The organism is Buttiauxella sp. (assembly GCF_049686335.1).
GTDB lineage: Bacteria > Pseudomonadota > Gammaproteobacteria > Enterobacterales > Enterobacteriaceae > Buttiauxella.
Genome location: NZ_JBAVHX010000004.1, coordinates 538,250 through 552,768, shown reverse-complemented (window position 1 = coordinate 552,768; position 14,519 = coordinate 538,250). Strand labels below are relative to the sequence as shown.

Sequence of the window (14,519 nt, the reverse complement as noted above, 5' to 3'; positions counted from 1 at the left end):
TGGGAATAACCTTAGAATGTTTCTTAAGAGTTGATTCCATTTTACCGGTCAGGCTGCAACCCGCAGCCCGCTAACTGCCTGAAAGCACAATACGTCTTACGCCATTGCTGCGTGGATGGACGTTCAGGCAAAACTGGTAATTCCGCAAAATTCCTTGTTCTAACAAGTATCAACACGGAAAACCGCAACATTATTCCATTGCTAACCTTATTATAGCAAGATGACTTTTGCCTTTGATGCCTCGTTTCTTACAGTTTTTTAACTCACTTTTTCGCTGTGTGTCGCAGAAAGCAGAAAAAGGGGCGCCAGACTGTTCTAAACCAGGCAGATTCTCAGTTAAGCACATAAAAATGAGTGGCGCTATGCGCGCACGCTATTTAGAATCGCCGACCATGAAAACTACGACTCCATCTGTACAAATCGTTGCCATTTCCTCTGATGAGGCTGGTCAGCGTATCGACAACTTTTTGCTCTCCCGCTTAAAAGGCGTGCCAAAAAGTATGATTTATCGCATTTTGCGTAAAGGCGAAGTGCGTGTGAATAAAAAACGCATCAAGCCTGAATACAAAATCCAGGATGGCGATGAAATTCGTATTCCACCGGTTCGCGTTGCTGAACGCGAAGAAGAAGCAGTTTCCCCGCATCTGCAAAAAGTGGCGGCGCTGACTGATGCGATTCTTTATGAAGATGACCACATCCTGGTGCTGAATAAGCCATCAGGGACAGCGGTTCACGGTGGTAGTGGCTTAAGTTTTGGCGTGATTGAAGGTTTACGTGCCTTGCGTCCGGAAGCACGCTTCCTGGAACTGGTGCATCGTCTTGACCGTGATACATCCGGCATCTTACTGGTGGCTAAAAAGCGCTCCGCTTTACGTTCTCTGCATGAGCAGCTGCGTGAAAAGGGCATGCAGAAAGATTATCTGGCGCTGGTCCGTGGCCAGTGGCAGTCGCATGTCAAAGCCGTGCAGGCACCGTTGCTTAAAAATATTTTGCAAAGCGGTGAGCGCATCGTACGAGTCAACAGCGAAGGCAAACCGTCTGAAACGCGCTTTAAAGTAGAAGAACGTTACGCTTTCGCCACTTTAGTGCGTTGTAGCCCGATAACCGGTCGAACCCACCAGATTCGTGTGCATACGCTGCATGCCGGGCATCCTATTGCGTTCGATGATCGCTATGGCGACCGCGAATTCGATAAGCAACTCGCGGGCACTGGCCTGAATCGCTTGTTCTTGCATGCCGCAGCCCTACGCTTCACCCATCCTAATACCGGTGAAATTATGCGTGTTGAAGCGCCGCTTGACGAACAATTAAAGCGCTGTCTTGTGGTGTTACGCAACAACGCTCGCTAACGATTGAGGGTGGATGACGTCATTGCGTTCTTCCACCCTACGTCAGTTACATCATCAGCGGGTTACAGCCCTCGTTGTTAAGCATCTCGCATAAGCTAATTAACGGCAGCCCCACCAGGGTATTTGGGTCCTTTCCGGACAGCCTGTCGAATAACGTGATCCCCAAACCTTCACTCTTAAAACTTCCGGCACATTGTAAAGGCTGCTCTTTTCGCACGTAGTTGCGGATTTCTTGCTCAGTCAGATGACGAAAATGGACATCAAACGGTTCGCAAATTACCTGTAAATTGCCTGAAGCCGAATTATAAAGTGCCAGTCCAGTATAAAAAGTCACAATACTGTTGCGGGCTATCAGCAATTGTTCCACTGCCTTTTCTTCTGTGTGGGGCTTTCCGACGATTTTTCCATCTAATACACACACCTGGTCTGAACCAATAATTAAATGAGTCGGATATTCCCTGCTCAATGCTTGCGCTTTGGCTTGTGCAAGACGTGTCACTAAGTGGCGGGCATTTTCCCCAGGCGTAGGCGTTTCATCAACCTGAGGAGCCGCGGCAGTAAAAGGCATGCCGAGCTTTTCAAGCAGCTCTCGACGGTAAGGGGAGGTTGAAGCCAGAACAATTTGCGTCATATTTTTTTCATTAATGATAGCGATTCAGGTAAAGGCATTTTAAACTGTGCAACCGCAATGTGTGCGAATAAATGGCTTACCCTTTATCTTTCAGGTTGCAGGTATGCTGGAATCAGAAAAGTATCCGGGTAGAAAAGGCGCTGTTTCCAGGCCTTTTTCTTTGACTCTATGACGTTACAAAGTTAATATGCGCGCCCTATGCAAAAAGTAAAATTACCCCTGACTCTCGACCCGGTTCGCACGGCTCAAAAACGCCTTGATTACCAGGGTGTTTACACCCCTATTCAGGTAGAGCGTGTCGCTGAGTTTGTAGTCAGTGTAGACAGTGATGTGGAATGCGATATGTCATTTGCCATCGACAACCAACGCCTTGCGGTTCTTACCGGTGATGCGAAGGTGTCGCTGACGCTTGAATGTCAGCGTTGCGGAAAGCCATTTGCCCATCAGGTCTACACACAGTATTGTTTTAGCCCGATCGTCAAAGACGAGCAGGTTGAAGCACTCCCGGAAGGATATGAACCAGTTCAGGTTAACGAATTTGGTGAAATCGATCTTCTGGCGTTGGTTGAAGATGAAATTATCCTCTCCTTGCCAGTGGTTCCGGTGCATGAATCTGAACACTGTGAAGTGTCCGAGGCGGACATGGTCTTTGGCAAACTGCCTTCCGAGGCGGAGAAACCAAACCCATTTGCCGTATTAGCCAGTTTAAAGCGTAAGTAATTGAGGAGTAAGGTCCATGGCCGTACAACAGAATAAACCAACCCGTTCCAAACGTGGCATGCGTCGTTCCCATGACGCGCTGACCACAGCAGCAGTATCCGTGGACAAAGTTTCTGGCGAAACTCATCTGCGTCACCACATCACCGCCGACGGTTTCTACCGCGGTCGCAAGGTTATCTCCAAGTAATTGGCGATACCTTGAGACGTCTAACCCTTGCGTTAGATGCCATGGGTGGGGACTTCGGTCCTTCCGTGACAGTGCCTGCAGCATTGCAGGCACTGGACTCTAATTCCGAGCTAAACCTTCTATTAGTCGGCGACCCCGACACCATCACGCCATTACTTGCCAAAGCTGATTTTGAAAAACGCTCACGTGCGCAGATTGTGCCTGCGGAGTCGGTTATTGCCAGTGATGCAAGGCCTTCGCATGCGATCCGAAATAGTCGCGGATCCTCAATGCGAGTGGCGCTTGAACTCGTGAAAGAAGGGCGCGCACAAGCGTGTGTCAGTGCGGGTAACACCGGTGCACTGATGGGCCTGGCTAAATTATTGCTCAAACCTATTGAGGGGATTGAGCGTCCGGCGTTGATGACGGTTTTACCTCATCAACAAAAGGGCAAAACGGTCGTGCTGGATCTCGGCGCGAATGTGGATTGTGACAGCAATATGTTGGTGCAATTTGCGATAATGGGGTCGGTGATGGCTGAAGAAGTTCTCGGCATCAATTCCCCACGAGTCGCCTTGCTGAACATTGGCGAAGAGGAGACGAAAGGTCTCGATAGTATTCGCGATGCTTCAGCTTTATTAAAAACAATGCCTTCTATCAACTATATTGGTTATCTTGAAGCAAACGAGCTGTTGACGGGAAAAACCGATGTGCTGGTGTGTGATGGCTTTGTCGGTAACGTCACCCTCAAGACGATGGAAGGGGTTGCCAGAATGTTCCTTTCGCTATTGAAATCTCAAGGCGAAGGGAAAAAAAGGTCGTGGTGGCTAATTATATTAAAGCATTGGTTACAAAAAAGCCTGACAAGGCGATTCAGTCACCTCAACCCCGACCAGTATAATGGCGCCTGTCTGTTAGGATTGCGCGGCACAGTGATTAAAAGTCACGGAGCGGCCAATCAGCGAGCGTTTGTTGTCGCGATTGAACAGGCAGTGCAGGCGGTGGCGCGGCAACTCCCTACGCGGATTGCTGCCCGCCTGGAATCTGTATTACCCAAGAGTGACTGACGTACATGTATACGAAGATTATTGGTACGGGTAGCTATCTGCCCGAACACGTGCGTACTAACGCCGACCTGGAAAAAATGGTGGATACTTCTGACGAGTGGATTGTCACCCGTACAGGTATTCGTGAACGTCGCATTGCTGGGCCTGATGAGACCGTTGCAACCATGGCTTTTGCTGCGGCTACGCGCGCGATTGAAATGGCGGAAATCGATAAGTCTGAAATTGGACTGATAATCGTCGCCACCACTTCTTCGACGCATGCTTTCCCAAGTGCTGCCTGCCAGGTGCAGGCAATGTTGGGGATTAAAGGCTGCCCGGCATTTGATGTTGCAGCCGCTTGCGCAGGTTTTACCTACGCACTGAGCGTGGCAGATCAATATGTGAAGTCCGGTGCAGTAAAACATGCGCTGGTTATTGGTTCTGATGTGCTGGCACGTACTTGCGATCCTACCGATCGTGGCACAATTATTATTTTTGGTGATGGTGCAGGGGCAGTGGTACTGAGTGCTTCTGAAGAGCCGGGTATCATTTCCACTCACCTGCATGCAGACGGTAGCTATGGCGCACTGCTAACGCTACCGAATGTCGATCGCGTGAATCCAGAAAACTCGATTCACCTGTCGATGGCCGGTAATGAAGTCTTTAAAGTCGCGGTGACGGAGCTTGCGCACATCGTTGATGAGACCCTTGAGGCGAATAATCTGGATCGTTCGGATCTGGATTGGTTGGTACCGCATCAGGCTAACTTGCGCATTATCAGTGCGACAGCCAAAAAACTTGGCATGCCATTGGATAACGTGGTTGTGACCCTTGACAGGCACGGTAACACCTCTGCGGCCTCTGTACCGGCAGCGTTTGACGAAGCTGTTCGGGATGGTCGAATTAAACGTGGTCAACTGGTATTGCTGGAAGCCTTCGGCGGCGGCTTTACCTGGGGTTCAGCACTGGTTCGTTTTTGATTATTAGGGATTTAACCATGACTCAATTTGCTTTTGTTTTTCCAGGGCAAGGTTCGCAAACTGTAGGTATGCTGGCGGAAATCGCTGCAGCGAATCCTATTGTAGAAGCAACCTTCGGTGAAGCTTCTGATGCGCTGGGCTATGATTTGTGGGCATTGACCCAACAAGGTCCTGCTGAAGAACTGAACAAAACCTGGCAGACTCAGCCTGCATTGCTGACCGCTTCTGTTGCATTGTGGCGCGTCTGGCAGCAACAAGGCGGCAAAACTCCTGCCATGATGGCAGGCCACAGCCTGGGTGAATATTCTGCTCTGGTGTGTGCGGGTGTGATTGATTTTGGTGATGCTGTGCGTCTGGTTGAATTACGCGGCAAATTGATGCAGGAAGCGGTTCCTGCGGGCACTGGCGCAATGTATGCCATCATCGGTCTTGATGATGCATCGATTGCTAAAGCCTGTGAAGAAGCGGCTCAGGGCGAAGTGGTTTCTCCGGTGAACTATAATTCACCAGGCCAGGTCGTCATTGCGGGTAATAAAGATGCCGTTGAACGTGCAGGTGCTGCTTGTAAAGCCGCCGGCGCAAAACGTGCTCTGCCATTGCCGGTTAGCGTGCCTTCACACTGTGCACTGATGAAACCTGCGGCAGATAAACTTGCCGTAGCGCTGGAAAATATCACCTTCAACGCACCCACTGTTCCTGTTGTGAACAATGTAGATGTGAAGTGTGAGACTTCACCAGAGGCCATTCGTAGCGCTCTGGTACGCCAGCTATACAGCCCTGTACAATGGACTAAATCAGTTGAATTTATGGCAGCACAGGGTGTGACCCAGTTGCTGGAAGTAGGGCCTGGTAAAGTATTGACTGGCCTGACAAAGCGTATTGTTGACACACTGACTGCATCGGCCATTAACGAGCCGGTAGCACTTTCAGCGGCGCTCGAGCAATAAGACGAGGATAACCATGAGTTTTGAAGGAAAAATTGCGCTGGTAACCGGTGCAAGCCGCGGTATTGGCCGCGCAATCGCGGAAACCCTAGTGGCCCGTGGTGCGAAAGTTATCGGTACTGCGACCAGCGAAAGCGGTGCGCAGGCGATCAGTGATTATCTGGGCGATAACGGCAAAGGCTACATGCTGAATGTGACCGATCCGGCTTCAATCGAAGCAGTTTTAGGAAATATTCGCGCAGAATTTGGCGAAGTGGACATTCTGGTCAATAATGCCGGTATCACTCGTGATAATCTGTTAATGCGCATGAAAGATGACGAATGGAACGATATCATCGAAACCAATCTGTCATCAGTTTTCCGTCTGTCAAAAGCGGTAATGCGCGCTATGATGAAAAAGCGTCATGGTCGTATTATCACTATTGGTTCTGTGGTTGGTACCATGGGAAATGCTGGTCAGGCAAACTACGCTGCGGCGAAAGCGGGTCTGATCGGTTTCAGTAAATCACTGGCGCGCGAAGTTGCGTCTCGTGGTATTACTGTAAACGTTGTTGCTCCGGGCTTTATTGAAACGGACATGACGCGTGCGCTTTCTGATGAACAGCGTGCGGGTATACTGGCGGAAGTTCCAGCGGGTCGTTTAGGCGACGCAAAAGAAATCGCCAGTGCTGTTGCATTTTTAGCCTCTGACGAGGCGGGTTACATCTCTGGTGAGACCCTGCACGTCAATGGCGGAATGTATATGGTTTAACCACGATATAAAACTATTTGCGTTATTTGGGCGAATGCCCGCAAAATAGCGTAAAATCGTGGTATGACCTGCCGGGATTTAGTTGCATCTTTTTCAACATTTTATACACTACGAAAACCATCGCGAAAGCGAGTTTTGATAGGAAATTTAAGAGTATGAGCACTATCGAAGAACGCGTTAAGAAAATTATCGGCGAACAACTGGGCGTTAAGCAGGAAGAAGTTATCAACTCCGCTTCCTTCGTAGAGGACCTGGGCGCTGATTCTCTTGACACCGTTGAGCTGGTAATGGCTCTGGAAGAAGAGTTTGATACTGAGATTCCGGACGAAGAAGCTGAGAAAATCACCACCGTTCAGGCTGCCATTGATTACATCAACGGTCACCAGGCGTAAGTGAACATCTCCAGGCGGTCATTCGACCGCCTGAGTTTTATCTAATTGTCCCACAAGTTTTATTTTTTTCCCTCCCTGGAGGACAAACGTGTCTAAGCGTCGTGTAGTTGTGACCGGACTGGGCATGTTGTCTCCTGTCGGCAATACCGTAGAGTCTACCTGGAAAGCTCTCCTTGCCGGTCAGAGTGGCATCAGCCTAATCGACCATTTCGATACTACCGCCTATGCAACGAAATTTGCTGGCTTAGTAAAGGATTTTAACTGTGACGACATCATTTCGCGCAAAGAACAGCGTAAAATGGATGCCTTCATTCAATATGGAATTGTTGCTGGCCACCAGGCCATGCTGGATTCTGGTCTGGAAGTAACAGAAGAGAACGCAATCCGTATCGGTGCCGCAATTGGTTCAGGTATCGGTGGTCTGGGTCTTATCGAAGAGAACCACTCATCGTTAGTTAACGGTGGTCCACGTAAGATCAGCCCATTCTTTGTACCTTCCACAATTGTGAATATGGTGGCAGGTCACCTGACCATTATGTTTGGCCTTCGTGGTCCAAGCATTTCCATTGCAACAGCATGTACTTCTGGTGTGCATAACATCGGTCAGGCAGCGCGTATCATCGCTTATGGCGATGCAGACGCTATGCTGGCAGGTGGTGCAGAGAAAGCCAGTACTCCGCTGGGTGTGGGTGGTTTTGGGGCTGCGCGTGCGCTTTCTACCCGTAATGAAAACCCGCAAGCGGCAAGCCGTCCGTGGGACAAAGACCGTGATGGTTTTGTACTGGGTGATGGTGCTGGCATGATGGTACTCGAGGAGTACGAACATGCTAAGAAACGTGGCGCGAAAATCTATGCAGAAGTCGTTGGTTTTGGTATGAGCAGCGATGCATACCACATGACTTCTCCGCCAGATACTGGGGCAGGGGCTGCACTGGCTATGGAAAATGCTCTGCGTGATGCAGGCGTGACTCCGGGCATGGTGGGTTATGTGAATGCGCATGGCACCTCAACACCCGCTGGTGATAAAGCAGAAACACAAGCGTTAAAGACTATTTTTGGTGATGATGCCTACCGTGTTCTGGTCAGCTCAACCAAATCTATGACGGGTCACCTGTTAGGTGCTGCTGGGGCTGTAGAGTCAATCTACTCCGTCCTCGCGCTGCGCGATCAGGCGATTCCACCAACAATCAACCTTGATAATCCTGACGAAGGCTGCGATCTGGACTTTGTTCCTCATGTTGCGCGCCAGGTGAAAGGCATGGAATACACTCTGTGTAACTCCTTCGGATTTGGTGGTACAAACGGCTCGCTGATCTTTAAAAAGGTCTAAGTCGTTATCTATAAAGGGCTCGCTTGCGGGCCCTTTATGCATCTAAAGTTTCTCTCCCTTGCTGCAAATCCTTCGCGCCGGCACTCTTAACTCACAACACATTGTGGAGCTGTTATGTATTTAATCAATGGTGAGCTAAATGAAAATTTAGCGGCGAAAGATCGTGCTGTGCAGTTTGGTGATGGCTGTTTCACCACGGCACGCGTGTGCAATGGTAGCGTTCGTTTTTTAGAACAACACCTCGCTCGTTTGCAACAAGCTTGTGAAAAACTCCTGATCCCTTTTGCTGACTGGTCATTGCTGGAAAACGAAATGCAGCAAATGGCGGTGGGGCAACAGCAAGCGGTGCTGAAGGTGATGATTACCCGTGGCATTGGCGGGCGTGGTTATAGCACCGCTAATTGCCTGAAGCCAACGCGCTTACTCTCGATTTCTGCTTTTCCCGATTTCTATCCGCAGTGGCGCGCGAGGGGTATTTCCCTGGCGCTGAGTCCTGTTCGGCTGGGGATAAATCCGCACCTTGCTGGTATTAAACACCTGAATCGACTGGAACAGGTGCTGATTCGTACGCATCTTGAACAGACGCCTGCCCAGGAAGCGCTGGTTCTTGACAGCGATGGGTGGCTTACGGAATGCTGTGCCGCCAATTTATTCTGGCGTAAAGCTTCGCAGGTTTTTACGCCGTATGTAGATAAATCTGGTGTAAATGGCACCATGCGTCAGCATATTATCGCCTGTCTGGCTGATTCTTCGTGGCAGGTGACTGAGGTGCGGGAAAGATTAGACAGCCTGGCTACGGCTGATGAAGTGCTAATTTGCAACGCGCTGATGCCAATTATTCCGGTGAACCAGGCTGAATCCTGGCGATTTAACTCTCGAGAGCTTTATCAATTTTTAGCACCACTTTGTGAGTAACTTATTACCAATGAAAAAGATGCTACGTTTCTTTCTGCTGTTGTTAGTGGTGCTTGGTGTGGCAGCAGGCGTTGGCTTATATAAAGTCCGTCAACTCGCCAGCAGCCATCTGACTATCAAACAAGAAACCATATTCACGCTCAAGCCTGGCACCGGTCGGCTGGCGTTGGGTAAACAGTTGTATGAAGAAAAACTGCTCAATCGCCCGCGTGTATTCCAGTGGCTGTTGAAAATTGAGCCGGAGCTCGCCAATTTCAAAGCCGGAACTTATCGCTTTACACCGCAAATGACGGTTCGGGATATGCTCAAGCTTTTAGCCAGCGGTAAAGAAGCTCAGTTTCCTATTCGGTTTGTGGAAGGGACGCGGTTAAGCGACTGGCTTAAACAGCTGCGCGAGGCACCGTTTATCCAGCACACGCTAAAAGACGACAGTTATGCCACCGTTGCCGAAGCTTTAAAGCTCGAGCATCCGGAATGGGTGGAAGGCTGGTTCTTCCCCGACACCTGGTTATACACCGCAAACACCACCGATATCGCACTGTTAAAACGTGCACATGAGCGCATGGTTAAAGCGGTTGACTCAGCGTGGGAGGGCAAAAAAGACGGTCTGCCTTACAAAACGCAAAACGATTTAGTCACCATGGCCTCGATAATCGAGAAAGAAACTGCGGTTGCTGCAGAACGTGATCAGGTCGCTTCCGTGTTTATTAACCGCCTGCGTATCGGAATGCGTTTACAAACCGACCCGACGGTAATTTACGGTATGGGTGAGAGCTATAATGGTAAGCTGTCGCGCAAAGATCTGGAAACGCCGACGCCATACAATACTTATGTGATCAGCGGCATGCCGCCAGGCCCCATTGCTATTCCAGGTGACGCGTCACTCCAGGCTGCTGCTCACCCGGCGAAAACGCCATATCTGTACTTTGTCGCTGATGGAAAGGGCGGCCATACGTTTAATACCAACCTTGCCGGCCATAATCAGGCTGTGCAGGTGTATCTCAAAGCATTGAAGGACAAGAATGGTCAGTAAATTTATCGTCATCGAAGGGCTCGAAGGAGCAGGGAAAACTAACGCGCACAACGTGGTGGTTGCGACCTTAAAAGAGCTGGGAATTACCGATTTGGTCTTCACGCGTGAACCAGGCGGTACTCCGCTTGCGGAAAGATTGCGTGAGTTGACGCTGAACAACAAAGGTATCGGTGATGAAATTGTTACCGATAAAGCTGAAGTCCTGATGTTCTACGCCGCACGAGTCCAGCTGGTTGAAACAGTCATCAAACCGGCATTATCACGCGGTGCGTGGGTGATTGGTGACCGCCATGACCTGTCGACACAAGCTTATCAGGGCGGCGGCCGTTGTATTGATCAGCAATTACTGATGGCGCTACGCAATACCGTGCTGGGCGATTTTTACCCTGATCTGACCATTTATCTTGATGTCACGCCAGAAGTGGGGCTGACTCGCGCCCGTGCCCGTGGCGAACTCGACAGAATCGAACAGGAATCTATCGACTTCTTTAACCGCACTCGTACTCGTTATCTGGAACTCGCTGCCAGCGACAGCCGCATTTGTACTATTGATGCGACACAAACTCTGGATGAGGTTTCTCACGATGTGCGTAACGCCGTGCTTGAATGGGCTAAGGGGCTGGTGTAATGAAATGGTATCCATGGTTACGCGCGCCATTTGAGCAAATTCTCAGCCAGTATCAGGCTGGGCGCGGGCACCATGCATTGCTGCTTCATTCATTATCCGGTATGGGTGATGACGCATTAATCTACGCTCTCACGCGCTGGTTGATGTGTCAGCAGCCACAAGGTACCAAAAGCTGCGGCCAGTGCCGCAGTTGCCAGTTGATGCAGGCCGGAACCCATCCTGACAGCTACGTGGTCGCGCCAGAAAAAGGTAAATCCAGTCTTGGCATTGATGCGATTCGCGAAATAACAGAAAAGCTCTACGGTCACGCTCAACAGGGCGGGGCGAAAGTCGTCTGGCTGGAAGATGCCGGGCTGCTTACCGAAGCGGCGGCGAATGCGCTACTCAAAACACTTGAAGAGCCGCCAGCAAATACCTGGTTCTTCCTCGGATGTCGTGAACCTGCGCGTCTACCCGCCACGTTACGCAGCCGCTGCCTGTACTGGTATTTGACTCCGCCGGATGAAACATTTGCCCAGGCCTGGCTTGCGCGGGAAATTTCTCAGGATCCTCAGCAATTGCGCGCTGCGCTGCGTTTGAGTTCGGGTGCTCCTGCAGGCGCTTTAGCATTGCTGCAACCTGAGCAGTGGAAACACCGCCAGACGCTGTGCGAAAAACTCAACGAAGCGTGTGCGACAAAGAACATGCTGGGGTTGATGCCTGCACTGAACAGTGATGATGCGGCCGTTCGTATCCACTGGTTATGTTCGGTATTAGTTGATGCCCTAAAATGGCAGCAAGGTGCTAGCGCGTGGCTGACCAACGATGATCAACAAGCCTTAGTCGCAAATCTTGCCAACAGCGCAACACCGGCGATACTACAATCTATCCTGCATAATTGGTTTACCTGCCGCGAAGCGTTGCTAAGTGTAGTAGGCGTGAACCGTGAATTACTCCTGACCGAACAATTACTCACCTGGGAGCGTTTAATGCAACCTGGTGCAGTCCTTCCTTCCCACCATCTTTAAGAGTATCTGTATGTTCCTGGTTGACTCACATTGCCATCTTGATGGCCTCGATTATCAATCCCTGCATAAAAGCGTTGATGACGTTCTGGAAAAAGCCGCGGCACGCGATGTGAAGTTCTGTCTCGCGGTTGCCACCACGCTCGACGGTTATCGCAATATGCGCCAACTGGTGGGTGAACGTCAGAACGTCGCCTATTCCTGCGGTGTACACCCGCTGAATCAGGATGAAGAATATGATGTTGAGGAACTGCGCCGCCTGGCCGCTGATCCTGGGGTTGTGGCATTAGGGGAAACGGGGCTGGATTATTTCTATACCCCTGAAACCAAGCCACGTCAGCAGGAGTCGTTCCGCCATCACATCCAGATTGGCCGCGAACTTAACAAACCGGTGATTGTTCATACCCGTGACGCGCGTGCCGACACGCTGTCGATTCTGCATGAAGAGAAAGTGACAGACTGCGGTGGGGTACTACACTGTTTTACAGAAGACCGAGAAACTGCTGGAAAATTGCTCGATATGGGCTTTTACATCTCTTTCTCCGGCATTGTGACCTTCCGCAATGCTGACCAACTCAGGGAAGCGGCGCGTTATGTGCCACTGGAGCGCATGCTGGTGGAGACCGATTCACCTTACCTTGCGCCCGTGCCACACCGTGGTAAGGAAAACCAACCTGCAATGACGCGCGATGTGGCGGAATATATGGCGGTACTGAAAGGTGTTTCACTTGAGGAATTGGCCTTAGCGACGACAAAAAACTTCGCCACTTTGTTCCATATTCCTGACTCTCGCCTGCAATCCGCCTGATAAATCTAACTTATTTTAAAGCTCGTAATTAATGAACGAAGCGAGTAAAGTGCACCGCCACAAAAAGGGCGGTGCAGACCTTTTTTGTAACGTTTAGAAACGCGTTTTGTAAATTATTGAAAGTTTTGCAGGTGGGTTTTAGAGAAACGTGATAGCCGTCAAACAAAACTTCGTCGATTTATTTTACTCTGCGTAATAAATCAAAGGGCACTTTAGATGCCTGTATATGGACCGGATCTCCCCCCAGTCCGATGCGCATAACGCGTAAAAAAAAGCACAAATACTCAGGAGCACTCTCAATTATGTTTAAGAATGCATTTGCTAACCTGCAAAAGGTGGGTAAATCGCTGATGCTGCCAGTATCCGTACTCCCAATCGCAGGTATCCTGCTGGGCGTCGGTTCTGCTAACTTCAGCTGGCTGCCAGCAGTCGTTTCTCATGTTATGGCGGAAGCGGGCGGTTCAGTATTCGCCAATATGCCGCTGATTTTTGCTATCGGTGTTGCATTAGGCTTCACGAATAACGATGGCGTTTCTGCATTAGCCTCTGTGGTTGCATACGGCATCATGGTTAAGACCATGGCGGTTGTCGCACCATTGGTTCTGCATATACCTGCTGAAGAGATCGCAGCAAAACACCTGGCTGATACCGGTGTTCTGGGCGGTATCATCTCTGGTGCTATTGCAGCCTATATGTTTAACCGTTTCTACCGCATCAAGCTGCCAGAATACCTGGGCTTCTTCGCCGGTAAACGTTTCGTACCGATCATTTCTGGTCTGGCTGCGATCTTCATGGGTGTTGTGCTGTCCTTCATCTGGCCTCCAATCGGTACGGCTATTCAGACCTTCTCACAGTGGGCTGCATACCAGAACCCGGTTGTGGCATTCGGCATCTACGGTTTCGTAGAGCGTTGCCTGGTACCATTTGGTCTGCACCACATCTGGAACGTTCCTTTCCAAATGCAAATTGGTGAATACACCAACGCAGCAGGTCAGGTATTCCACGGTGATATCCCACGTTACATGGCAGGCGACCCAACTGCGGGCAAACTGTCTGGCGGCTTCCTGTTCAAAATGTACGGTCTGCCTGCTGCGGCTATCGCAATCTGGCACTCAGCTAAACCTGAGAACCGTGCAAAAGTCGGCGGTATCATGATCTCCGCTGCACTGACCTCGTTCCTGACCGGTATTACCGAGCCAATCGAGTTCTCCTTCATGTTCGTTGCACCAATCCTGTACATTATCCACGCGGTACTGGCAGGACTGGCGTTCCCAATCTGTATCCTTCTGGGTATGCGTGACGGTACTTCCTTCTCTCACGGTCTGATTGACTTCATCGTGCTGAGCGGTAACAGCAGCAAACTGTGGCTGTTCCCAATTGTTGGCCTGTGCTACGCGGCGATTTACTACACCGTGTTCCGCGTGCTGATTAAAGCTCTGGACCTGAAAACCCCAGGTCGTGAAGATGCAACTGCAGAAACGTCTACTACTTCTACTAGCGAAATGGCACCAGCTCTGGTTAGCGCATTTGGCGGTAAAGAAAACATCACTAACCTGGACGCATGTATTACCCGTCTGCGTGTTAGCGTGGCCGACATCTCTAAAGTCGACCAGGCTGGCCTGAAGAAATTGGGTGCGGCAGGTGTAGTAGTAGCTGGTTCAGGTGTTCAGGCAATCTTCGGTACTAAATCCGATAACCTGAAAACTGAAATGGATGAATGGATCCGTAACAGCTAAGTAAGAAGTTGGGGAGAACTGAGGGAGGCCATTGGCCTCCCTTTTTTATTGCCGTCATACTTCAGAGTGCAGGGGTGTTGGCTACG

16 protein-coding genes are annotated in these 14,519 nt (G+C 50.2%); 15 read left to right on the top strand and 1 reads right to left on the bottom strand.

Annotation, left to right across the window (positions count from 1 at the left end; all coding sequences use genetic code 11):
* Window positions 1-392: 392 nt before the first annotated feature.
* Window positions 393-1,349: a 23S rRNA pseudouridine(955/2504/2580) synthase RluC gene (gene rluC / locus WBL83_RS02995; protein ID WP_424588028.1), complete on the top strand. Its 957-nt coding sequence runs from the start codon at window positions 393-395 to the stop codon at window positions 1,347-1,349.
* Window positions 1,350-1,395: 46 nt separating this feature from the next.
* Here rluC and WBL83_RS02990 read toward each other — a convergent pair whose 3' ends face one another.
* Window positions 1,396-1,980 carry a Maf family protein gene (locus tag WBL83_RS02990; protein WP_424587729.1) on the bottom strand — a complete coding sequence of 195 codons (585 nt, stop codon included), beginning with the start codon at window positions 1,978-1,980 and terminating at the stop codon, window positions 1,396-1,398.
* A 198-nt stretch (window positions 1,981-2,178) separates the two neighbouring features.
* Here WBL83_RS02990 and yceD point away from each other — a divergent pair, with 198 nt between their 5' ends.
* The 14 genes from yceD to ptsG all read left to right on the top strand — a co-directional run bounded on the left by yceD (window position 2,179) and on the right by ptsG (window position 14,433).
* Window positions 2,179-2,700 carry a 23S rRNA accumulation protein YceD gene (gene yceD, locus WBL83_RS02985; RefSeq protein ID WP_120063402.1) on the top strand — a complete coding sequence of 174 codons (522 nt, stop codon included), beginning with the start codon at window positions 2,179-2,181 and terminating at the stop codon, window positions 2,698-2,700.
* A 16-nt stretch (window positions 2,701-2,716) separates the two neighbouring features.
* Entirely contained in the window at window positions 2,717-2,887 is a 171-nt protein-coding gene (rpmF, locus tag WBL83_RS02980) for a 50S ribosomal protein L32 (RefSeq protein ID WP_034494538.1), read from the top strand.
* 11 nt (window positions 2,888-2,898) lie between these two features.
* Complete coding sequence (gene plsX / locus WBL83_RS02975; protein WP_424587728.1) at window positions 2,899-3,933, top strand: phosphate acyltransferase PlsX; 1,035 nt, start codon at window positions 2,899-2,901, stop codon at window positions 3,931-3,933.
* Window positions 3,934-3,938: 5 nt separating this feature from the next.
* The gene (locus WBL83_RS02970; RefSeq protein WP_424587727.1) at window positions 3,939-4,892 is read left to right on the top strand and encodes a beta-ketoacyl-ACP synthase III; all 954 of its coding nucleotides are present in this window, start codon (window positions 3,939-3,941) and stop codon (window positions 4,890-4,892) included.
* Window positions 4,893-4,909: 17 nt separating this feature from the next.
* The gene (gene fabD / locus WBL83_RS02965; protein WP_424587726.1) at window positions 4,910-5,839 is read left to right on the top strand and encodes an ACP S-malonyltransferase; all 930 of its coding nucleotides are present in this window, start codon (window positions 4,910-4,912) and stop codon (window positions 5,837-5,839) included.
* Window positions 5,840-5,852: 13 nt separating this feature from the next.
* The gene (fabG, locus tag WBL83_RS02960; protein WP_034456162.1) at window positions 5,853-6,587 is read left to right on the top strand and encodes a 3-oxoacyl-ACP reductase FabG; all 735 of its coding nucleotides are present in this window, start codon (window positions 5,853-5,855) and stop codon (window positions 6,585-6,587) included.
* 155 nt (window positions 6,588-6,742) lie between these two features.
* A complete protein-coding gene (gene acpP, locus WBL83_RS02955) occupies window positions 6,743-6,979 on the top strand; it encodes an acyl carrier protein (RefSeq protein ID WP_034456161.1) in 237 nt (78 codons plus the stop codon).
* 88 nt (window positions 6,980-7,067) lie between these two features.
* A complete protein-coding gene (gene fabF / locus WBL83_RS02950) occupies window positions 7,068-8,309 on the top strand; it encodes a beta-ketoacyl-ACP synthase II (protein WP_424587725.1) in 1,242 nt (413 codons plus the stop codon).
* 114 nt (window positions 8,310-8,423) lie between these two features.
* Window positions 8,424-9,224 (top strand): aminodeoxychorismate lyase, encoded by an 801-nt coding sequence (gene pabC, locus WBL83_RS02945; protein ID WP_424587724.1) that lies wholly within the window; start codon window positions 8,424-8,426, stop codon window positions 9,222-9,224.
* A gap of 10 nt (window positions 9,225-9,234) precedes the next feature.
* Window positions 9,235-10,257, top strand: a complete 1,023-nt coding sequence (gene yceG / locus WBL83_RS02940; protein ID WP_424587723.1) for a cell division protein YceG — start codon at window positions 9,235-9,237, stop codon at window positions 10,255-10,257.
* Entirely contained in the window at window positions 10,247-10,885 is a 639-nt protein-coding gene (gene tmk, locus WBL83_RS02935; RefSeq protein WP_424587722.1) for a dTMP kinase, read from the top strand. Before yceG ends, tmk begins: the two co-directional genes overlap by 11 nt.
* Window positions 10,885-11,892, top strand: coding sequence for a DNA polymerase III subunit delta' (holB, locus tag WBL83_RS02930; protein WP_424587721.1), 1,008 nt, complete (start codon window positions 10,885-10,887; stop codon window positions 11,890-11,892). The genes tmk and holB overlap by 1 nt, the downstream gene beginning before the upstream one ends.
* 10 nt (window positions 11,893-11,902) lie before the next feature.
* A complete protein-coding gene (locus WBL83_RS02925; protein WP_424587720.1) occupies window positions 11,903-12,697 on the top strand; it encodes a metal-dependent hydrolase in 795 nt (264 codons plus the stop codon).
* Between the two features lie 302 nt (window positions 12,698-12,999).
* A complete protein-coding gene (ptsG, locus tag WBL83_RS02920; protein WP_172894831.1) occupies window positions 13,000-14,433 on the top strand; it encodes a PTS glucose transporter subunit IIBC in 1,434 nt (477 codons plus the stop codon).
* The last annotated feature ends 86 nt before the right edge of the window (window positions 14,434-14,519 follow it).